Below are 19,604 nucleotides of genomic sequence, written 5' to 3'. Positions count from 1 at the left end.
ATTAGTGTAATCTAAAAATAAGGGATGAAATATAGATGAATTATGTTTTGGCATCTACAGTTGGCGCTGTTGGCATGGCGATCTTTGTGACAGCTATGAGAATGAAGGCAGCCAAAAAACCAGCATCAGCCAAGAAAATCATTTTGCCGCCAATTTTCATGAGTACTGGTGCCCTCATGTTTATCTTCCCGATGTTTCGGGTGCACTTTTTACAGATCATTGAGGCACTTTCAGTAGGAATGTTATTCTCAATCCTGCTGATTAAAACTTCGCAATTCGAAGTGCGCGGCCGGGAAATCTTTCTTAAAAGGTCCAAGGCATTTGTTTTCATATTAATTGGTCTGTTGATAGTCCGCGTAATCGCAAAGCTCGTACTCAGCAGCACCATCGATGTTGGCGAACTGAGCGGTATGTTCTGGATCCTTGCATTTGGAATGATCGTACCATGGCGGGTTGCGATGTATCTGCAGTACAAGAAGCTGCATAATGAAATTCACGGATGACCAGCAAGATCAATATCGACTCAATTGGAATCCTCTCGCATATTGCGAGGGGATTTTTGCATTTAGTTATTTTTTTACAGTCAAAATAGCTTTATTATAAAAAATGGATATTCACCAAATTTATGGAATGTTATGATAATAGTAAGTCTCCATAAGGAGAGATATTTGGTGGATATGGAAAATCTTCAAGCGGTTTTTATCTAAAGGACTATGGGCAGAGGTGCAGCCTGACTATATTGCCGATAATTTGAACGATGCGATTAGCTGGCTAACTGTGGAGGAGTGAGGAAATGACAATCATCATTGCCATCTTGTTATTTGCTTTCATGATTGATTTTACGAAGCTGAGAAAGCAGAATGAGAAAATGATCGAGCAGAATGACAAGATTATCTCTTTGCTTGAAGAGCAAGTGAATAGAGGTAAGGAATGAAGGGTCCAAAAATAAAGCTTTGGGTGATAATCTCTGGATTCATCGTTGGTTTTTATCTAAGTAGAATGGTCGGGATGGCGAAATCTTTTCAAGGTGAATTTAATGAGCTGACAGGTGAGAATTCAAGCCTTTTTGTGATTGCCAAATCATTTGTCAACAAGAACTTTGACAGTGAACTGGAAAAAGAATATAAAGCTGCAGGCATGAACCAGCAGTATAAACATGTTTCCATTTACTATCAGGAAGAGGACAAAGTTCTGATTCCCTTGACCATCGAAACGCTGGAATGGGCTGAGGATAAGTCTGCAGAACTTTTTGGCAGTACTAAAAACGTTCCCATCGATATGATTTTTATGAGTAAGGAGGATATTGTAAAGAATTCTAATATTAAGGCTGCTTCCGGATATTATTCTGATTTTGAAAAGGTCCTTGCTGTAAGTGTTGACCCTGAGTCCGTGGAAGGGATTTTACAGGAGCTAGAAACACCGCTGTATTTCTTTCAAAAATCAATTTTGCATGAGTATGCCCATTACGCCACTTTCAATAAAATAGAGAAAGCGGAAACCTTAGGATCCCTTTTTCCAACCTGGTTCCTTGAAGGTATAGCTGAATATGTGGGAAACGACAAAACAGAAGTTGGCATCGGCTTAACTCCATACGAAGCACAGCCACTTGAAAAGATCAGCTGGGACAATGATTTTCAAGAAGTGCGTCATGATGGTATCTCAGAACCCTATTTACAAAGTTATTTTACTGTGAATTATTTGGTCCAAGAATATGGAACAGGTGTTGTGGATGAATTGATTTATAGAACAAAAGAAACAGAGGATTTTTATGAAGCGCTGGAACAGCTGACTGGTAAGCCGGTAACTGTTTTCGAACAGGATGTTTTAAAATATTATCAAAGATTGGATCGCGTCAGATGAGAACAGAGGAGGGAGTCCATGTTAAGCAAACAGGGCTTTGATTTATGGGCGGATGGCTATGACAAGACCGTGCAGGTAAGTGAGGAAAATGATTTATATCCATTCGCCGGATATAGAGCGATTTTAAATACGATGTTTAATGAAGTGCTGGGGCAAGAAAATGCGAGGGTTCTGGATATCGGTTTCGGTACAGGAGTTTTAACATCCAGGCTGTATGACCATGGACATCAGATCGATGGAATTGATTTTTCATCAAAAATGATCGCACTTGCTCAACCCAAGATGCCAAATGCCAACTTGGTCGAATGGGATATTACCAACGGACTTCCTGAGGACATTCAGGAAAAGAAGTATGATTACATTATCAGTACATATGCATTGCATCATTTAACCGACGAGGAAAAAGGACGGTTTATTTTAAGGTTATTGCCAATGCTTAAAGAGGAAGGCAAAATTCTGATTGGGGACATAGCTTTTGCCTCCAGACAGCAGTTAGAATCCTGCAAATATGACAGCAAAGAATATTGGGATGATGATGAGTTTTACTTTGTTTTTGAAGAATTGCATTCGATGTTGAAAGACGAAAGCAAGTTGGAGTTCCAGGCGCTTTCCCACTGTGGCGGTATCATCATAATAACTAGAAAATATTAATTTGACTTAGCACTCCCCGATTGGGTGGTGCTATTTATTTGGTTCTGGCCTTCCGTCATAGCCCTAATGATGGACAAAAAGAGCGAGAAAGAAAGGAAAAGTGTCCGTTATAGCATTGATGACGGACAGAAAGAGCGAGTATGAGAGGAAAAGTGTCCATCATAGCCCTGATGATGGACAGAAAAACCGGGAATGAGAAGAAAAGTGTCCGTCAATGGCCTGATGATGGACAAAAAGAGCGGGAAAGAAAGGAAAAGTGTCCGTCATAGCACTCGATGTAGGTAAATATCTATTTAAATTTGGAAAAAAGAAGGATATGTCAAGATGCTGTCGAATCTTGTTTAACTAGAAAATTTTTACCTATCGGAGGGTGTCATGAGATATATTCAAGATTTACGGAAGGTGGTTGGCCACCAGCCGCTTATTTTAGTGGGAACAGCAGTGGCAGTGATCAACGAAGCTGGAGAGTTTTTATTGCAGAAACGACACGACGGACAATGGGGCGTTCCAGGGGGCTTTCTTGAATTAGGAGAGTCAACAGAGGATGCAGGCAGACGTGAAGTGTTCGAAGAGACAGGATTAGAAATAGGAAAGCTTAAGTTGGTTGGAGTTTTCTCTGGTAAAGAGCACTATGTAAAGCTGCCAAACGGGGATGAGTTTTATTCGGTTACGATTGCGTATATGACAAGGGATATTAAAGGTGGAGAATTGAAAGCAGATGGAGTGGAAACGAAAGAGGCCCGCTTTTTTCATGTGAATGATTTGCCTGAGAAGCTTAACCCGATGATTAAGAATCTTATGAAGCAATTTGCGCTTACAGTCTAGGGTCAGGCAGGAGATATTCTCCCAGGCCAACGTCAAAGTCTTCCTATCCCTGAATCTCGGCTGGCAAAGGAATTGCACAGTTTTTACATAGGGGAGGAAAAATGATGGACGCGACATTTTACATGGAAAAGACAATTTTTAACTATCGTGTCGCAGCTGTGATGATCGTTAACAATCACGTGCTCATACATAAGCAGGCAGACGATGATCACTGGGCTCTGCCAGGTGGCAGGGTTACGGTGATGGAAGATTCACAAACAAGCATTGTAAGAGAAGTGAAGGAAGAATTGGCGATAGACGTCAAAGTAGACCGACTTCTCTGGTTCACCGAAAACTTCTTTGACTACAACAATAGAAATTTTCATGAAATTGGCTTGTATTATCATGTATCACCAACGGAAGGCAGCTTTGATTTTCAAGCGGAAGCGTTCTTTGGAGAAGAAGGAGAACGCCTGGTCTATCAATGGGTGCCAATCAGCCAGCTTGAAAATATTAAGCTGTATCCCGAGTTTATCAGAACCTCCCTTAATGAATTGCCAGAAACTCCTCAGCATTTAATTGTAAAGCAGTATAGTATCAGAGCTGGTGAGTGAACGAGGTACTTGGTTGGTGAAAAGAAATGGAGGGGCAAAATGGAATTCTATAATTTCAAAAAGGACATTGGAGTAAATATCACAAAATTCGATTCGAATTTTGTGATGTCAAGGATTGTAAGGACAGTGAACGCAACCCATATTGGGTTTATGTATCTCGACCCGGATGGGATCATCGGTTTTCATCAGGCAACCATGCCGCAGCTTTTGCTGGTGGTAAGCGGCTCCGGCGTGGTTCGAGGGGAATCGGAAGAGTACTTTAAAGTAGAGCCTGGAACTGCGGTATTTTGGCAAAAAGGCGAATGGCATGAAACAAAGACAGACAGAGGATTAACAGCATTTGTAATAGAAAGCGAAGAGTTGAATCCGGGATCTTATATGGCAAAAGTGGAAACGTGATTTACGGCTTGAATGTAAAGAGAAGTTTTCACTGGAAAATGGGGAATGGATTGACTACTGTATCTAATCCAAAAATAGGAGGTAGGAAGGTTTAGAAATAGATCAAACCTTCCAGCCATTTTATTTAAGAACATGGATAATAAAGGGTCTTTGTTTAAACTACTATTTTCAAAGCTTCTAAAACTATTGAAACATGCAGGTCATCCTTCATGGATTCCAAAGAATGCCATAGTACTTCATTTAAAGTTTGGTCCTCGCCATACTCTGGGTCGCATCCGAGAAAAGGTTCTTGATCGTTCAGCTGGCGGACCAGGAAACACCGTTCTTCACCACCACTGTATTGGCCAGTGAACAGATAATCGACAACTTCTACTTCTAAATTCACTTCTTCTTTAACTTCTCGTACTACAGCTTCTTCGTATGTCTCTCCACCCTCTAAACCACCGCCTGGAAGGGTCCAAAACTCTCCATCCGGATAGACGTGTTTGGTCATGAGGATATTATTGTCATTAATGATAGCAGCAAAAGCTCTTGGTCTGGTCAATAGGTAGCACCTCGATATAGGTTGAATTTTCATAATTTTACCATAACTGTTACCTATGAAATTTCATAAAGTGAAAAGCAGCTTTCAAAAAAATTCCATCAGACAAACCGGAGCGTGTAGCGGGAAAAATTGTCCGATAGACGTGCTCTAACGGACGAATCCGAGCGTGCAAGAGGGAAAATTGTCCGATAGACAGGCTCTAACGGACGAACCCAAGCGTGCAAGAGGGAAAATTGTCCGATAGACAGGCTCTAACGACCAAATCGAAGCGTGAAGCGTGAAAAAATGTCCGATAGAAGGGCTCTAACGGTCAAATCGAAGCGAGCAGGGTGAAAAGGAGTCCGATAGACAGGCTCTATCGGACAAACCGGAGCCGACAGCCGAGAGAAGTGTCCGATAGAATAGAAGAATTCTGCCGTACCAAACTAAATAGTAATTAATGAAAGAAAGCTTAATCAAGGATTAGATAGAAAGGAGCGAGGCAGATGTCTTTGGCAATAAACAAGCCTGCAGTAACTATTATCGGCGCTGGGATTGGCGGATTATCTGCGGCGATTGCCTTGCAGCAACAGGGAGTGAAGGTAAAAGTCTTTGAAAAAGCTACAGAGCTAACAGAAACAGGTGCAGGCATTGTGCTTGCAGCCAATGCGATTAAGGCATTGGAAAAGTTAGGGGTTGCCAATCAGGTACGTCAGTGGGGTTCACCAGTCAAGAAGGCGGAAATACGAACTTCTGATGGCAAGCTTATCGTGAACATGCCGGTCCATCAACAGGCAGAACGGTATGGAACATATAGTTATTTGATTTATCGCCCAGATCTGCAAAGGATTTTATATGAAAATTTAAAACCTGACACCGTTGTGTTTGGTAAAAAGTTTTCAGGAATGGAGCAGGATCTGAAGAAATGCACTAGTTTTTTTGAAGATGGTGAGAAGGATACGGCGGATCTTCTCATTGGAGCTGATGGGGTTCACTCTCGAGTTAGAAAGGAAATAGTTGAGGATTCTCCTTTGCGTTATTCGGGTTTCACCGCTTTCCGGGGGATTTCATATTTTGCGGATGAACGTTTTCCAGAGGAGCTTGGCGGAGGCTTTGAGGCATGGGGAAGAGGGAAGAGATTCGGTTTTTCACATTTAGGGAAGGGCCGAGTGTTTTGGTTCGCAGCAGTGAACATGCCGGAAGGGACTTTCACAGCACTTGCAAAAAAGAAAAAAACTGTTTTACACCATTTTCACAGGTGGTGGGGCCCTATCGAAGCGGTCATTGATTCAACTGAAGATTCAAAAATCCTTGTGCATGAGATTTTTGACCGAAAGCCAGTTGATAGTTGGCATAAGGGAAGAGCTGTACTTCTGGGAGATGCGGCACATCCGATGCTGCCGAATCTCGGTCAGGGCGGAGCGCAGGCCATGGAGGATGCGCTAATCCTTAAAAATTGTCTAAAACAAAATCCAGCGGAAATTGAACAAGCACTGAATCAATATGAGCATTTGAGGCGCGCCCGTACGAAAAAAATTGTCCAGAGCTCCAGAATGATGGCGGAAATGATGCAACTCGAGAATTCGGCAGCTATTAGACTGCGAAATCATCTGCTAAGGAAGACTCCAGATGCAATTAAAATCAAAAGACTTGATTGGGTTCTTGGATATAATGCGGCAGATCTCATTGAAAGATGATTTGAAATGGAGGAAAGGAAATTGATTTTTGAACTGACTTATCAAGTGCGAGTGACAGATTTCGAAGAAGGATTTCGCTGGTATAAAACGTTACTTAATAAAGAGCCGGATTTTACACCTCATGAAGGATTTGCTGAATGGGAGTTGATGCCAGGGGCATGGCTTCAGGTAGCTGAAGGAATACCTTCAGAAGGAAGCGGACCATTGCGTTTAGGTGTCAGGTCTATAGAGGAGGAACGATCGCGATTAGTCAAAGATCTAGGAGTTAACCTATTTGAGATTTATGAGAGAAAAGAAGTTCCTGTAAAGTGGGCGACATTTTCCGATCCTTGGGGAAATCAGATTGGTTTCTTTGAATATATATATGAGAGTGAAATGCATAAAAGAGTAACTGCCATTTTAAGAAGCAAGGAATAAAGGAGTTGCTAGAGTAGTTGAAATATATCGAGGCCGGCATAGGAAACAAATGGGTGGTACGAACTGAAATTGAAATGGAGGACGGAAACGAATATGAAGTCCGGGGAATCCAGGGCCCCATTAATTTTCATTCAGCGTATGTAAGATTCTGGCTGTGGAAAACAGTGATCATATTGGATTCTAGAGAGGGTTTTAAAAAGGGACATAAGAACGATAAGAACTTCAAACTCCTATTAGGAATCGTATGCAGATAGTAGGCTTGTTTAAAAGGGGAGAGAACATAATTTTATATTGGGGGGAGTTCTTGATGTCAGTGGCTAAAAAAGAAACAGTATCTCTGCAGTTTTATAAAGATGAATTTAAAAGTTTTTTAGTGAATTACAGCTTGCTTGATGCACAGAAGAGATTCACTGCTCTTCCTGCAGACGCTTTGGAAAAATGTGAGGAAGAAACAGAACGGCATCCTGTTGTCATTCTTTATGATGAGCAGCCGGCGGGATTTTTTGTGCTTCATGGATGGGATGGCGTAAAGGCTTACAGTGAAAACCAGAACGCAATGCTGTTGAGAGCTTATTCCATCAATCTTCCTTACCAGGGAAAAGGAATTGCTTCAGGGTCAATCAGGTTATTGAAGCAATTTGCAAAAGAACACTTTCCTTTAGTGAATGAAATAATATTGGCTGTTAACCTCTCGAATATTATGGCGCAAAATGTTTACAAGAAAGGCGGCTTCATTGACCAGGGTAAAAGGGCTATGGGAAGAGAAGGAGAAATGTTTATCTACCATTTGCAACTAGAGGAATTTTAATCATTAAAATTACGCAGGGAAATGATATATCAAGCATGAATGAAGGGAGGAAAAGGCTATGCCTGAAATCAAGCAGTGTTCAGAAATCAAACTAGTAGGCATCAGGGTTTTGTGCCCGGGTGATGACTATATTAAGGAAATTCCGAAGGCATCAAAACACTTAAATGAGCGAGCAGATGAAATCAAGAATGTGAAAAATCTATCTTTGCAGTATGGTGCTTTTGTTGTCGATAATTTAGCTGACGAGGAGGATGGTTATTGGGTTTGTGTAGAAGTATCAGACTTTGAGGACATTCCTGATGACATGGTGACCTTGAGCATTCCCGAACAAAAGTATGCAATTTTACAATATAAAGGCTCTAATAAAAAAATCCGGGAAGCATATAGCGAGCTTCATCAATGGACTCATGAACAAGGCTTCAAAAGGTTAACGGCTAAATGGCATTTGGAAGTGTTTCATGATTGGTCAAATCCTGACGAAATTGAAGTGGAACTGATGGATGCGATAAAATAATTGGATTAATTTGAATCTTTTTCCTAATATTTTCGTAAGAATATATAAGCGTTGAGTGAATAGTGAGGGGAGGATGGCTCATGATAGAAGAACCAATGGGAATGGATTTTATGTTTACGTTTGGCCCTATTTTTATAGGAGCGATCTTTATATTGGTATTTGGCATTATCATTTTTACGATTATCAAAGGCATAGGTACCTGGAGTAAAAATAACCAATCTCCACGCCTGAATTCGTTCGCGAAAGTAGTGACAAAAAGAACGAGCGTACGTGGCGGTGGAGAAACTAGAGCGCATAATGTTTATTATGTGACCTTCGAGTTTGATAGTGGAGACAGATTGGAGCTTCATGTAAACGGCCAGGAATACGGCCAGTTGGTTGAAGGTGATGATGGAGAACTGACCTTTCAAGGAACGCGTTATTTGGGTTTTACAAGACACTAATAATAATGATTTTTTTGGAAAAAGGACCAAACCAGCCGGGTTTGGTCTTTTTCATGTTTCAACCCTACAATTCTTTTGTACTGCGTACGTAATAACAGCATTCAATAAAATTCCATCTTTAGGGGATAATGCATATTAAAAGGTAAAAAAAGAAGGTGAGACCTTGCCACGGAAAGCAGAAGAAACCCCAGAGGACCAAGAAGTTGAGGGTCTGGAAAAAGAAACCCAGCACAAAGAAAGTAATGAAATAGAAAGAGTTAACCATATGCTGGCAGCCGTACTTAATTATATTTCCGATGATGAAGTCGAGGTTATAGATATCGAATATTTGCTAAACAACACGGAGGGTCTGCGGGAGTGGTGGGATCAATACCGTGAAAGGAATAGAAAGGAGATCGAAGAGGAAATTTCACAAGCACTCGGAGGCCTTTCGATTGAGGAGTTAGAGGAACTAAGGGAGAAAATCAAGGGGAAAGAGGAGGAATAGCGTAGATAGTTGATGTGGTGTTTAGATGAATACAATGGTTGAAAAATCTGGTTAAAGCCAATTTGGTTAATGCACTCTCGTATTGGGGAGTGCTTTTTTAGTGTTAAAAATGGAATATATAAACAAATAAGAAGGGGATATCTGTGAAATAGAGAATCTTTATAATAGGGGTGAGGAGATTGAATAACCAATTAATTAGAGTCGGGACAATTTACATACCGGTATTGGAACCAGCGATGTCAGCGGTTTGGTATAAGGACATGCTTGGTGCAAGATTAAATTATCTGGACAAAGACAAGGCAATCATGGACTTGGCTGATATCAGTCTGTTTTTGGTGAAGTCTCCGGGTGAAAGTTCAAATTTCAGGGATGTAAATGGTGCGGAAAGGTTCATTCTTACATTTGAAGTTGATGGGCAGGACGCTCTTGAAGCAATGCATTCTGATTTTATTGAACGAGGTATAAAAGTCGGTGAGATCGAAAACCGCGGACATGCTGGCCGTAATTTTATTTTTTATGATTTTGACGGAAATAAATTCGATGTATGGAGTGAACTTAGCAAAAAATATAAAAAGAGGATGGCAGCGGAATCACTATGAAGTTTGTTTTGATATTTGGACCGCAGGCGGTCGGGAAAATGACAGTGGGGAATGAACTGGAAAAAATAACAGATCTAAAACTTTTTCATAATCATATGACGATTGAACTGGTAAATCCCTTTTTTGATTATGGGACAAAGGAAGGGAAACGGCTTGTTGGCCTGTTTAGAGAAGAACTCTTCAAAGCGATGGCAAAAAGTGATCAAAGCGGAATGATTTTCACCTATGTCTGGGCGTTTGATATGAAGGAAGATTGGGAGTACGTTGAGAAAGTTTGCCGGTTATTCGAGTCAGAAGGCGGCACAGTGTATTTTGTTGAGCTTGAGGCAGAAGTGGAAGAAAGACTGGAACGAAACAAAAGTGCCTACCGGGTGGCGCAAAAACCCTCCAAGCGAAACATCGAGTGGTCGGAAAACGAATTGTTGAAATCAATGGATCAATATCGCTTAAATTCATATGAAGGTGAAATTAAACGAGACAACTATATAAGAATAAATAACACTAATTTGACTGCAGCCGAGGTTGCCAGTCGTGTCAAACACCATTTTAATTTGTGACTGGGAAAACCAATAAATGAAAGAAATTATACTGGAATTGGCTGCGTTTTGTTGTTCAAAGGGTCAAATGATGCAATGGAGGCGGAAACTTATGAGCGGTGGCCAAATTTTATTCGCAGATCTTCTGGGGGATGCAATTGAGTTCGTCAAACTTCCTGAACAAGGATGTACCTCTGAAGTTAGGAAAGTTGGTACACCTGATGGCATTTATATTATGAAAAGTGCGACTAAATTCAAATATCGAGAATGGTTAAAGTCGGAGGCAGAAGTGCTTCAAGCTTTATCCTGTCAAAATTCCATTCCTGTTCCGAAGTATTTTGATTTCATTGAGGAAGAGGATGCAAGTCATCTACTGATGTCTTTCGAGGATGGAATTACATTGACTGCGGCAATAAAAAATGCCGGAACAATGAAGGAAAAACAAAGGCTGGTAAGGAGTTTTGGTCAGTTTATCAACCTGCTACATGAGCAGGAAGCCGTTTTAGAATCAGAAACAGACTGGCTTAAAACCCAGTTAGCCAGGGCTCGCGTATACGCTGAGTCAGGACAGGCTGATGGAGCTTAACATTATTGAGACAGTTGGAAAGTGATCAACCGCAGAAGGTAAAACAAACGACCATCCATGGAGACTGCACCACAGATAATGAATTGGTCGTGGATGGGGAAGTCAGCTTGTTTATCGATGTTGCTGGTATGACACTTGGGGACCCTCGTTATGATGAATCTTTGGCGATTCGGAAATTCAGGGATATGCCGGAATTACTGGCTTCTTTTTACGAAGGATATACCCGATATCGAATATCAGATAACGAGTTCCGTTACTTTGAAGAAGGTTTATATGAATTCTTTTAGGAGGGCCAACAATGTGTCAGGTTGTGAACAAGGAATTTAAAGTGATTGGGATGAAACATAGTGGGCCATTTGAAAGCTATGCACAGCTGGTACCTCAGGCGGCGCGTCAATCATTACAGCGTATGCCAAATTATAAGGGGACCGAAGTGACAGTTTATGAGCCAAAAGAAAATAACAATCATGTTGAAGGGACATTTTATGTAGGAATTTGCGTGGAGGATAAGCCTGTATCCTTGCCGGAGGAAATGGAATTCTTAGAAATTCAGCATACTTACGGAATGATCTCCGGGCATGGGAACGAGATGGGGAAATTGTATTCAACACTTGATGAGTGGATTGATGGACAGGGATATCAAAAGGAACTGGACGGAAACTACATAATTGAAACCTATCATCCTATTGAGAATGATATAGAAATGGTAGAAATCTATATTCCTATTAACTCCTAATATGATAAAATATCGAAGATTTAACTTCTTAAGGTAATGGAGGGTTTTTATGGAGTATAGAGGGGCATCAGCTTATGAGGAAGAGGAATTTTTCAAGAATTACATGAAGCGCAGAACACGGCCTGAAAGTCCAAACAATAGTATAGAAAAACCAATCTTGCTCGAATTGATTGGAAATGTGAACGGTAAAAAAATATTCGACCTGGGTTGCGGCGATGCGGAGATTGGTGTTGAGCTGCTAGGAAGAGATGCCGAGGCATATGTAGGCTTGGAAGGCTCGGAAAATATGGCCCGTGTTGGAGTGGAACATTTGAAAGGCACTGCTGGCCAGGTTTTGCACTCAACAATGGAGGAATGGCGACCACAGGCAGAGGAGTATGATTTAGTCATTTCCCGTTTTGCACTCCATTATTTAGAAGATTTAGGCAGTGTTTTTACAAAGGTTCATGACTCACTGATGCCCGGCGGAAGGTTCGTATTCAGCGTTCAGCACCCAGTACTGACTGCATCCTCGAAAAGTGCAGAAGGCAGCGGCAGAAGAACTGACTGGGTCGTGGATGATTATTTCAACCAGGGAGAACGCGCTGAACCGTGGATCGGGGAAAAGGTGATCAAATACCATCGGACAGTCGAAGGGTACTTCAAGCTCTTATTGGAAACCCGTTTTATGGTAGAGGATTTGAGAGAAGGGACTCCGAAAGCCGAAAACTTCTCCACCAGGGAAGAATATGAGCGGAGGATGAGGATTCCGCTCGTATTGATGTTCGCTTGCAGGAAGCTGGGGTGATTGGCATTGAAATCCGACCAGCAGAAATAAAGGATATCAGTGAAATCCTGTCTGTTTTAAATGCAGCTTCGCTGGCCCTACATCAAAAAGGTGTGAACCAATGGGATTATCCATGGGATGAAAACCAGCTGCTGGAACAGCTTGGATTCTTATATGTAGTATCCGTTGACGGGAATATTATCGGGACATTTGGCATTAAAGATGTGAGGCAATGGCATGTTGAGGGAGAAGTAAAATACTTATACCAAATAGCCATACACCCTGAATACCAGGGGAAGGGATACGGTGCGACTCTTGTATCCTGGGCATGTCAAAAAGCACGCAGTTATGCCGAAAGACTGTATCTGGATTGCTGGGCAGGAAATGAAAAATTAAAAAGCTTTTATCGTGAAAATGGCTTTGACTATGTCGGCGATTTTCCTGAGGAAGACTATTACATAAGCATTTTTAGATGCAGGGAGGGGTAGTATGGAAAACCCTTTCAAAGAAATCTTCGATATTATGCAACATGATTATTAGGATTGGCCAGAGTAATTAATAATTTTGTAAAAGTAGACTTTACTGCAGAGTTATAGTTGGTAGAAGATAACATTGCTACATTTTTATAGGGAAAACGGTAAAAAGTTTACAAAATAGCCGAATTTGTTTAATTTGATCTTTACAATACTGTGCTAAAGTATAGATGTAGGTGATCTCATAATTTAAGGAGTGTTGGCGATGGTCTTTAAAGTCATCATAAATTTCTTATTGGTATGTGCCCACTTCTATCTGCTTTAACAGATGTTAAAAAAATCTTAACAAATTGAGGCAATGGATTTTATCTTTCTCTATTAATATAAATATTAGGCAGGATAGCAAGTGTGGCTATCAAGGCAATCAGCGAAGGTGGGGCTGATTGTTTTTTTGTTGAGTGAAAATGTTAATTTCATCAATGATATATTAGTGATGATGGGTTTTAATGGACATTTCAGAAAGGGAGGCCAGTCAAAATGTCTAAGAANNNGGTTTTAATGGACATTTCAGAGAGGAATGCCAGTTAAAATGTCTAAGAAAGTGGATTTAATGGACATTTCAGAGAGGAATGCCNNTCAAAATGTCTAAGAAAGTAGATTTAATGGACATTTGGGTTCAAGAATAAGTTCTCCCTTTCTTTATTTCTGTATAATCGTAATGTTTTGCTAGTATTCTGCTAATCCTTTTGTTATCGGGGATTATATTGCACCACTCTTTTATAGATGGGGTAGTTATTGGACGGGCTGGAAAAAGCAACCTAAATTCATCTATACTTCTTAAGACTGCAAGTTCGACTTTTTCTTTATGTCCGCAATCTTTACAGAATATTTGTTGTCCTGCTGTTTCCACCGAAAACGACTCACATCCCAAACAAGTAATTCCTTTCGTAAGTTCATCATAGTGAAAGTTAGGCAGTTTATTAGATGGGCTTTCAATTTGATGAAGGGAGACTAGTTTATTCGCGAGTTTGTAATGGTTGGTGGATACTTTTCCCGGTTGGTTATTGAGATGATTGTGTAGTCGTTTGATTTGGGTGGGAAAAATGAATGGTAGGTCGGGTTGTGCCTGGTACAGTGTGAACTCGGGGTTAATGAAGACGACCGAACCTTGAAGCTTAAAGTTGTAGCCAAGTTGATTCAATAGCTTCTTAAAAAGCAGTTTAGTGCGATTGAGTTGATCGAGGGGATTTTTAATGGATGCCCCGGTTATAAGTGAGGTTAGTCCATCTTGTTTGTACAGGTAATCTCCGTGGTTATTCTTTATTTCAAAAATGTACAAGGTGTCAGCGAATATAATTAATGTATCGATCTGAAAGGTTGCTTTTTCTATTTCGAGCAGCAATTCGTTCAGGATTAAACAACTGTTTGTCAGTGTCCCTGTCAGGGAATCGAATTGTAATTCGCCTTGATATCCTTTATCCAGATTTGATAGGTACCTTTTCTCTTCATCCGATAACTCCAGTCTCTTGTTTAACACCCTCAATTTCGATAAAATAATTGGTTCCACGCGCTCTTTGAAAGCCACAATCATCTTCCTTCCTGTAATTAGTCAAGATAATCATACTATTTTACCAAACTAAAAATATTGAATTTTTTGTGAATTGTACAAGCCTATATGAATACAATGATAAGACCACTTGATTCAGTCAGGAGGAGTCGAGATGTCATTGAAGGTTTATGCAATTTTGCTGAAAGTACTTGGCCTGGCCGTTTTTCTTGTACCGATGTTCTTGAAGGGGATGGGATACATTGCGACCATTTCACCTTCAGTTATGTTTAGTTTAATTGCTATTGGGGTCGTCCTATTGATTGTAGGGAATGTGTGTGAGGCGAAGGCGATGCGGTCCGGTGCTTATGGCAGACGGAGGAGAAGAATAAAGTGAGAAACGAGTTTCAGCATCTGAAACTCGTTATTTTTTTAACGAAAGAATGAACCAAACCAGCAAGTAGATGTAACCCGCAATCGTGAAAATAGCCCAAAGTGCGCCATGCGTGAATTCCATTGCTAAAAATTCGAATTCATTCATATCAAGGGGCCTGCCGATGCTGTTCATCAGGCTGACCATTGGTACAGAAATGATTAAGAAAATCGCGATCACTGCAAGAGAAACCTGTTGTTTCTTGATAACCCTATAAATCGCCCTAACGAAAATTGACATTAAAAGCAAATAGTAGATGATCCAGAATCCTATCTCTATCATGTATATCCCTCCCTCAAGAATTCTACCATTTTTTCGTGTTAAATTGTGGTAGAATTGGTTGAGAGGTGAGTGGTTTGGTAATAAATATTTGGTTGATGATCATTTTGGCGGTTGCGTTTCTCGCTGCAGTTGGAGCGTGGCTAAATACGAGACTAATCCTGAAAGAATTGGTTGTAATCAAAGCACATATCGGTATAAAAGAAGAAAGAACACCGTCAGTTTTGGACAACGATCTCGACAAAGACTAATTGACAGGGTGAAAGACAGTGACAAAAATACATATGATCGGCGGCCCGGGAAGCGGTAAAACCTACATAGCGGCAAAACTTTCAAAAATGCTCGGGGTTCCAAGGCATGATTTGGACAGTATATTTTGGGATCAAGATTCCGAGTTTTTCGGTTCACAGACGCCTCCGGTAAAAAGGGGCGAAAAGCTGAACAAGCTTTTATCAGAGGATAAGTGGATCATCGAAGGCGTGTATTATAGCTGGCTTGAAGAAAGCTTCAGGCATGCTGACTATATTTTTGTGTTCAAGGCGAATGTATTCGTTCGCGACTGGAGAATTCTGAAAAGGTTTATTTTAAGAAAAGTAAAGCTGGCACCTTCCCCACGAAAAGAGAATCTGAAGACGCTGATCGAGTTGCTAAAATGGAACCACCAATATGATGGCAACAATCTCGTAGAGGCCATCAAACTGATGAAGCCGTACAAAGACAAAGTCATCATACTGACGAAGAGTGATGATGTATTCAAGCTTTTCGTCAAGCGGAAAAAGAAATCGTCCGGAGGAGCAGCTTAACACAAGAAAAAAACTGCCTTACACTAAGGCAGTTTTAAAACAGGCTCTCAAAAGGAGCCGTGCTGATTTGTTTTTCAGCAAGCCGCTTTCGCAAAAACTTATGGTCACGCTTTGGCGTGGCCAGGATATAGCCGCGGATGACAAGTTCCTGAGTGATCTTGTCCGCATTTTCCTTTAGTGCAAGCTCACCAATCTTGCCGGCAATCTTGTGTCTTGCCACATCCCTGAACAACTCAGGAACCGGACTAACCAAATCTTCGAGCAATGCCTTCTGGTCATCGGACCATAGATGGCTCGTCTGCTTCACATAATACTCTTCCCAGTCCATATCCGATTTGCCGTCGTCCTTAGGCAGTTTTTTCAAAAACTTGCGGAACATGAAATAGCCGCCAATCGCGAATAAGCCAACCAATACTACGACCCAGAATAAAATAAACCACAAAAACCAACCTTCAAGCTGATACATAACCCTTCACCCACGCATTTCTAATATCTTTTCTTATTATAGTATCAGCAGTCAAGGGAAGACAAGTCTTGTGACAATTTGAGTAACTCTCTTGTAAAATCGACAGCTTGTAAGTATAATAGACCTTGTTCTTCAAATGGGGCTGAATGGGGTACTGGTGTCCTCCACGGTCTTCAAAACCGCTTGTGACCTGCGTGCCAGGTTAGCTGGGTTCGATTCCCAGGCGGTCCCGCCAAACATACATAAATTACTAACCGCTCAGAATGCTGGGCGGTTTTTTGTGTGAAGGATCAGAAAGGGGTACAGTAATGCAATTTTTCTTTGATCATCTTGTTTGGTTCTTTAAGAATCCAGAGAAAGCAATTTCTCCCATAAACCAAAAAGGACTTCATGTTGTGAAGGGTGGCCGTCATGAATCTTGGGGAACATATAATACCCTAACTTATTTTGGTTTAAGTTATATTGAATTTTTAGGAATTGAAAATCTATCGATCGCTGAAAAACATAATGAAAATCGATTGATTACTCAAATCGTTGAACAGTTAGCAAAAGAAAGTCGGGAAGGTCCTGCTAAAGTCGCAATCCGAACAAATCAAATAGAAGAACTAGCAATAAAACTTAAGACAGAAGGACTTATAGTATATGGGCCGCTAACTGGGGAGAGAGTTCGTGCTGATGGTCAATTAATCAGATGGTCATTGTTATTCCCTGAGTACGCGGAAAACAAGGTTCCTTTACCGTTTTTCATTCAATGGGAAAAATCAGATGAAGAAAGGTATTCTGAATTAGAGGAACAAAGAGTCATAGGATCACACATAATTGGCCAACCAAAGTTGGAAAGTGTTGGATTTGTCGTAAATGATCTGGATCAAACACCGGAAATTTGGAGGAAATTGTTCGGCCTTAAACAAGGTGAGGAGTATATTGATACGGAACTCAATGCCCGTTGCAGAATTTTAGAATTGGACAGAACTAATTTATTATTTTTCACACCAATTGGAGACGGCCCGGCTGCTAAGGTATTAAAAGAAAAAGGGGAGACTCCTTTTTTAGTGAACCTAACTGACACGAATCAAAGTCAATTTTTTGAACTGTTGGATGGTTATTGGAAGTTTCGTTAATAACATTGAGATTGAAAAAGACCCTTTCACATTTATTTCGAACAACGAAGTTTTTTTCTTGTTTTGAAAGGAGATTGACTCACTTTGTCGAAATAGTTACTTTATTACTTACTACATAAGGAGGATTTTTTCATGCAGTTTAACGATTATCCATATACAAGGCCAAATCTTGAAGAGGTGGAGGGGAACTTTAATAAATTGCTAGAGAGGTTCAAGTCTGCTGAGTCCTTTGAGATTCAGGACGGAGTAATGAAAGAGATCAATGAGTCACGCTCTGAGTTTGAAAGCATGAGGCAGATTGTTCAAATTCGTCAGACGATTGATACAACGGATGAGTTTTATAAGAAAGAAAAGGATTTTTTCAATGAAGTAGGACCTGCCTACAAGGGTCTAATCACGAAGTATTATGAGGCACTTACAGGTTCTGAATTCCGCTCTCAGTTAGAAGAAAAATGGGGTAAGCAGTTATTTTTACTATCTGACAGTCAATTAAAGACATTCTCTCCTGATGTGTTGAAAGACATGCAGGAAGAAAACAAACTGGTTAGTGAGTATGTTGATTTACTTGCTTCAGCTAAAATTCCGTTTGATGGGGAAGTAAAAAATCTTGCTCAATTAGTTCCTTATCAGCAATCAGCTGATCGTACCATTAGGAAGGAATCAAATGAAGCGAAGTACAGCTTTTTCGTTGAGCATGCCGATCAATTAGATGATTTATACGACAAGCTTGTTAAAGTACGGACTAATATTGCAAAGAAGCTAGGATTCTCTTCTTTTACAGAGCTAGCTTATGTTCGACTTTCTCGTACTGATTATGATGCTGAAATGGTAGCAAAATTCCGTGACCAAGTAAAAGAGTACATCGTTCCTTTAGCTACAAAACTAAAACAAAGGCAGCAGAAACGAATTGGTGTCGACACATTTAAATATTACGATGACAGCTTCAGCTTTAAGACAGGAAATCCTGATCCTAAAGGAGATGCAGAGTGGATTGTACATCAAGCCAAGAAAATGTATGAGGAAATGTCACCTGAAACGAATGACTTTTACACTTATATGTTAGAAAACAACCTGATGGACCTATTAAGTAAAGCAGGTAAGGCTGGCGGTGGATATTGCACCTATATTAGCAAACATAAGTCACCATACATATTCGCAAACTTTAATGGAACAAAAGGTGATGTTCGTGTTTTAAAACATGAAGTGGGACATGCGTTCCAAGTATTTGAAAGTCGTAGGTTTGAAGTGCCTGAGTACGCGTTCCCTACACTAGAAGCGTGTGAAATCCATTCAATGAGTATGGAATTCTTTGCTTGGCCTTGGATGGACCTATTCTTCGAGGAAGATACGGATAAGTACAAGTTCTCTCACTTAAGTGAAGCGGTCCTGTTTATTCCTTATGGTGTGGCAGTCGACGAATTCCAGCATTTTGTGTATGCCAACCCGGAAGCAACTCCAGCGGAGCGCAAGCAAGCTTGGAGAGAAGTCGAGAAGAAGTACCTGCCACATCGTGACTATGAAGGAAATGACTTCTTGGAAAACGGTGGTTTCTGGCAACAGCAGGGACACATTTATAAGGTTCCTTTCTACTATATTGATTACACACTAGCTCAAATTTGTGCGTTGCAATTCTGGAAACGCACGCAGGAAAATACAGAGGATGCCTGGAAAGATTACCTGCACCTATGTAAGCAAGGCGGAAGCCAATCATTCACAGAGCTTGTAAAAGAAGCGAATTTGATTTCTCCATTTGAAGATGGTTGTGTGAAATCTGTGATTGATGAGATTGAAGCTTATTTGGATACAGTTGATGATAAGGCTCTTTAATTAAGTAATAAAGTAAAAACTTAATAAGTATTTATATAAGGAGATTGGTCACTTTAGGAGGGCACATCTCCTTTTTTTTGTGCTTTCTTCAAACAAAACCAACTAAGTGAAACAAGAAAAATTGGTGTGTGACAGTCACTATTTATATTATTAATGCCGCTTTAAATCGTGTATCTTTCAATTTTGAACCAATTAACTGAAAAAGGATTGTGACAT

The 19,604-nt window shown here is 40.5% G+C and carries 30 protein-coding genes and 1 tRNA gene; 27 read left to right on the top strand and 4 right to left on the bottom strand.

Annotation, left to right across the window (positions count from 1 at the left end):
* The first annotated feature begins 35 nt into the window (after positions 1 to 35).
* From ACNAZ4_RS00325 to ACNAZ4_RS00290, 8 genes are all read left to right on the top strand, one after another.
* Positions 36 to 503 carry a CcdC family protein gene (locus tag ACNAZ4_RS00325; protein ID WP_415812212.1) on the top strand — a complete coding sequence of 156 codons (468 nt, stop codon included), beginning with the start codon at positions 36 to 38 and terminating at the stop codon, positions 501 to 503.
* A gap of 290 nt (positions 504 to 793) precedes the next feature.
* Entirely contained in the window at positions 794 to 934 is a 141-nt protein-coding gene (locus tag ACNAZ4_RS00320; protein ID WP_415812211.1) for a hypothetical protein, read from the top strand.
* A complete protein-coding gene (locus tag ACNAZ4_RS00315; protein ID WP_415812210.1) occupies positions 931 to 1,860 on the top strand; it encodes a hypothetical protein in 930 nt (309 codons plus the stop codon). Before ACNAZ4_RS00320 ends, ACNAZ4_RS00315 begins: the two co-directional genes overlap by 4 nt.
* 18 nt (positions 1,861 to 1,878) lie before the next feature.
* Complete coding sequence (locus ACNAZ4_RS00310; protein ID WP_415812209.1) at positions 1,879 to 2,511, top strand: class I SAM-dependent methyltransferase; 633 nt, start codon at positions 1,879 to 1,881, stop codon at positions 2,509 to 2,511.
* 140 nt (positions 2,512 to 2,651) lie between these two features.
* Positions 2,652 to 2,780 (top strand): hypothetical protein, encoded by a 129-nt coding sequence (locus ACNAZ4_RS00305; protein WP_415812208.1) that lies wholly within the window; start codon positions 2,652 to 2,654, stop codon positions 2,778 to 2,780.
* A gap of 106 nt (positions 2,781 to 2,886) precedes the next feature.
* Positions 2,887 to 3,336 carry an NUDIX hydrolase gene (locus ACNAZ4_RS00300; protein ID WP_415812207.1) on the top strand — a complete coding sequence of 150 codons (450 nt, stop codon included), beginning with the start codon at positions 2,887 to 2,889 and terminating at the stop codon, positions 3,334 to 3,336.
* A gap of 101 nt (positions 3,337 to 3,437) precedes the next feature.
* Positions 3,438 to 3,929 (top strand): NUDIX hydrolase, encoded by a 492-nt coding sequence (locus ACNAZ4_RS00295; RefSeq protein ID WP_415812206.1) that lies wholly within the window; start codon positions 3,438 to 3,440, stop codon positions 3,927 to 3,929.
* Between the two features lie 39 nt (positions 3,930 to 3,968).
* Positions 3,969 to 4,328 (top strand): cupin, encoded by a 360-nt coding sequence (locus ACNAZ4_RS00290; protein WP_415812205.1) that lies wholly within the window; start codon positions 3,969 to 3,971, stop codon positions 4,326 to 4,328.
* Positions 4,329 to 4,482: 154 nt separating this feature from the next.
* On the opposite strand, the gene ACNAZ4_RS00285 is transcribed toward ACNAZ4_RS00290, so the two are convergent.
* A complete protein-coding gene (locus ACNAZ4_RS00285) occupies positions 4,483 to 4,872 on the bottom strand; it encodes an NUDIX domain-containing protein (RefSeq protein ID WP_415812204.1) in 390 nt (129 codons plus the stop codon).
* 485 nt (positions 4,873 to 5,357) lie between these two features.
* Between ACNAZ4_RS00285 and ACNAZ4_RS00280 the strand changes: the two genes are divergently transcribed.
* The 14 genes from ACNAZ4_RS00280 (at position 5,358) to ACNAZ4_RS00215 (ending at position 12,928) form a co-directional block, all read left to right on the top strand.
* On the top strand, positions 5,358 to 6,548 hold the full coding sequence (locus ACNAZ4_RS00280; protein ID WP_415812203.1) for an FAD-dependent monooxygenase: 1,191 nt from the start codon (positions 5,358 to 5,360) through the stop codon (positions 6,546 to 6,548).
* A gap of 21 nt (positions 6,549 to 6,569) precedes the next feature.
* On the top strand, positions 6,570 to 6,965 hold the full coding sequence (locus tag ACNAZ4_RS00275; RefSeq protein ID WP_415812202.1) for a VOC family protein: 396 nt from the start codon (positions 6,570 to 6,572) through the stop codon (positions 6,963 to 6,965).
* 17 nt (positions 6,966 to 6,982) lie between these two features.
* Complete coding sequence (locus ACNAZ4_RS00270) at positions 6,983 to 7,219, top strand: DUF3977 family protein (RefSeq protein ID WP_415812201.1); 237 nt, start codon at positions 6,983 to 6,985, stop codon at positions 7,217 to 7,219.
* A 53-nt stretch (positions 7,220 to 7,272) separates the two neighbouring features.
* Complete coding sequence (locus ACNAZ4_RS00265) at positions 7,273 to 7,773, top strand: GNAT family N-acetyltransferase (protein ID WP_415812200.1); 501 nt, start codon at positions 7,273 to 7,275, stop codon at positions 7,771 to 7,773.
* A gap of 58 nt (positions 7,774 to 7,831) precedes the next feature.
* Positions 7,832 to 8,287: a GyrI-like domain-containing protein gene (locus ACNAZ4_RS00260; protein WP_415812199.1), complete on the top strand. Its 456-nt coding sequence runs from the start codon at positions 7,832 to 7,834 to the stop codon at positions 8,285 to 8,287.
* Between the two features lie 80 nt (positions 8,288 to 8,367).
* Positions 8,368 to 8,730 (top strand): DUF2500 domain-containing protein, encoded by a 363-nt coding sequence (locus ACNAZ4_RS00255; protein WP_415812198.1) that lies wholly within the window; start codon positions 8,368 to 8,370, stop codon positions 8,728 to 8,730.
* A 163-nt stretch (positions 8,731 to 8,893) separates the two neighbouring features.
* Positions 8,894 to 9,217, top strand: a complete 324-nt coding sequence (locus tag ACNAZ4_RS00250) for a hypothetical protein (RefSeq protein WP_415812196.1) — start codon at positions 8,894 to 8,896, stop codon at positions 9,215 to 9,217.
* Positions 9,218 to 9,396: 179 nt separating this feature from the next.
* Positions 9,397 to 9,816, top strand: coding sequence for a VOC family protein (locus ACNAZ4_RS00245; RefSeq protein ID WP_415812195.1), 420 nt, complete (start codon positions 9,397 to 9,399; stop codon positions 9,814 to 9,816).
* Positions 9,813 to 10,373, top strand: a complete 561-nt coding sequence (locus ACNAZ4_RS00240; protein ID WP_415812194.1) for a DEAD/DEAH box helicase family protein — start codon at positions 9,813 to 9,815, stop codon at positions 10,371 to 10,373. Before ACNAZ4_RS00245 ends, ACNAZ4_RS00240 begins: the two co-directional genes overlap by 4 nt.
* A 16-nt stretch (positions 10,374 to 10,389) precedes the next feature.
* Positions 10,390 to 10,938 carry a phosphotransferase gene (locus tag ACNAZ4_RS00235; RefSeq protein WP_415812193.1) on the top strand — a complete coding sequence of 183 codons (549 nt, stop codon included), beginning with the start codon at positions 10,390 to 10,392 and terminating at the stop codon, positions 10,936 to 10,938.
* A 5-nt stretch (positions 10,939 to 10,943) separates the two neighbouring features.
* Positions 10,944 to 11,225, top strand: a complete 282-nt coding sequence (locus ACNAZ4_RS00230; protein ID WP_415812192.1) for a phosphotransferase — start codon at positions 10,944 to 10,946, stop codon at positions 11,223 to 11,225.
* A gap of 11 nt (positions 11,226 to 11,236) precedes the next feature.
* A complete protein-coding gene (locus ACNAZ4_RS00225) occupies positions 11,237 to 11,674 on the top strand; it encodes a GyrI-like domain-containing protein (protein ID WP_415812191.1) in 438 nt (145 codons plus the stop codon).
* Between the two features lie 49 nt (positions 11,675 to 11,723).
* A complete protein-coding gene (locus ACNAZ4_RS00220; RefSeq protein ID WP_415812190.1) occupies positions 11,724 to 12,461 on the top strand; it encodes a class I SAM-dependent methyltransferase in 738 nt (245 codons plus the stop codon).
* The gene (locus ACNAZ4_RS00215) at positions 12,458 to 12,928 is read left to right on the top strand and encodes a GNAT family N-acetyltransferase (protein ID WP_415812189.1); all 471 of its coding nucleotides are present in this window, start codon (positions 12,458 to 12,460) and stop codon (positions 12,926 to 12,928) included. The genes ACNAZ4_RS00220 and ACNAZ4_RS00215 overlap by 4 nt, the downstream gene beginning before the upstream one ends.
* Positions 12,929 to 13,589: 661 nt before the next feature.
* Here ACNAZ4_RS00215 and ACNAZ4_RS00210 read toward each other — a convergent pair.
* Positions 13,590 to 14,498: a nuclease-related domain-containing protein gene (locus ACNAZ4_RS00210; protein ID WP_415812187.1), complete on the bottom strand. Its 909-nt coding sequence runs from the start codon at positions 14,496 to 14,498 to the stop codon at positions 13,590 to 13,592.
* Positions 14,499 to 14,634: 136 nt separating this feature from the next.
* Here ACNAZ4_RS00210 and ACNAZ4_RS00205 point away from each other — a divergent pair, with 136 nt between their 5' ends.
* On the top strand, positions 14,635 to 14,856 hold the full coding sequence (locus ACNAZ4_RS00205; RefSeq protein WP_415812186.1) for a hypothetical protein: 222 nt from the start codon (positions 14,635 to 14,637) through the stop codon (positions 14,854 to 14,856).
* 27 nt (positions 14,857 to 14,883) lie between these two features.
* Here the strand turns inward: ACNAZ4_RS00205 and ACNAZ4_RS00200 are convergent, their stop codons facing one another.
* Positions 14,884 to 15,174, bottom strand: coding sequence for a hypothetical protein (locus ACNAZ4_RS00200; RefSeq protein ID WP_415812185.1), 291 nt, complete (start codon positions 15,172 to 15,174; stop codon positions 14,884 to 14,886).
* A 266-nt stretch (positions 15,175 to 15,440) separates the two neighbouring features.
* Between ACNAZ4_RS00200 and ACNAZ4_RS00195 the strand changes: the two genes are divergently transcribed.
* Entirely contained in the window at positions 15,441 to 15,974 is a 534-nt protein-coding gene (locus ACNAZ4_RS00195) for a P-loop NTPase family protein (RefSeq protein WP_415812184.1), read from the top strand.
* 34 nt (positions 15,975 to 16,008) lie between these two features.
* Here ACNAZ4_RS00195 and ACNAZ4_RS00190 read toward each other — a convergent pair whose 3' ends face one another.
* Positions 16,009 to 16,440 carry a DUF2621 domain-containing protein gene (locus ACNAZ4_RS00190; RefSeq protein ID WP_415812183.1) on the bottom strand — a complete coding sequence of 144 codons (432 nt, stop codon included), beginning with the start codon at positions 16,438 to 16,440 and terminating at the stop codon, positions 16,009 to 16,011.
* A gap of 138 nt (positions 16,441 to 16,578) precedes the next feature.
* On the opposite strand from ACNAZ4_RS00190, the gene ACNAZ4_RS00185 reads away from it, so the two are divergent.
* The 3 genes from ACNAZ4_RS00185 (at position 16,579) to ACNAZ4_RS00175 (ending at position 19,388) form a co-directional block, all read left to right on the top strand.
* Positions 16,579 to 16,675, top strand: a tRNA-Sec gene (locus ACNAZ4_RS00185).
* 73 nt (positions 16,676 to 16,748) lie between these two features.
* Positions 16,749 to 17,561, top strand: coding sequence for a VOC family protein (locus ACNAZ4_RS00180; RefSeq protein ID WP_415812182.1), 813 nt, complete (start codon positions 16,749 to 16,751; stop codon positions 17,559 to 17,561).
* Positions 17,562 to 17,693: 132 nt separating this feature from the next.
* Complete coding sequence (locus tag ACNAZ4_RS00175; protein ID WP_415812181.1) at positions 17,694 to 19,388, top strand: M3 family oligoendopeptidase; 1,695 nt, start codon at positions 17,694 to 17,696, stop codon at positions 19,386 to 19,388.
* Positions 19,389 to 19,604: the final 216 nt, after the last annotated feature.

It is taken from the genome of Mesobacillus thioparans (genome assembly GCF_965138835.1).
Lineage (GTDB): Bacteria > Bacillota > Bacilli > Bacillales > Cytobacillaceae > Mesobacillus > Mesobacillus thioparans.
This window is presented reverse-complemented; position numbering and strand designations above follow the sequence as displayed.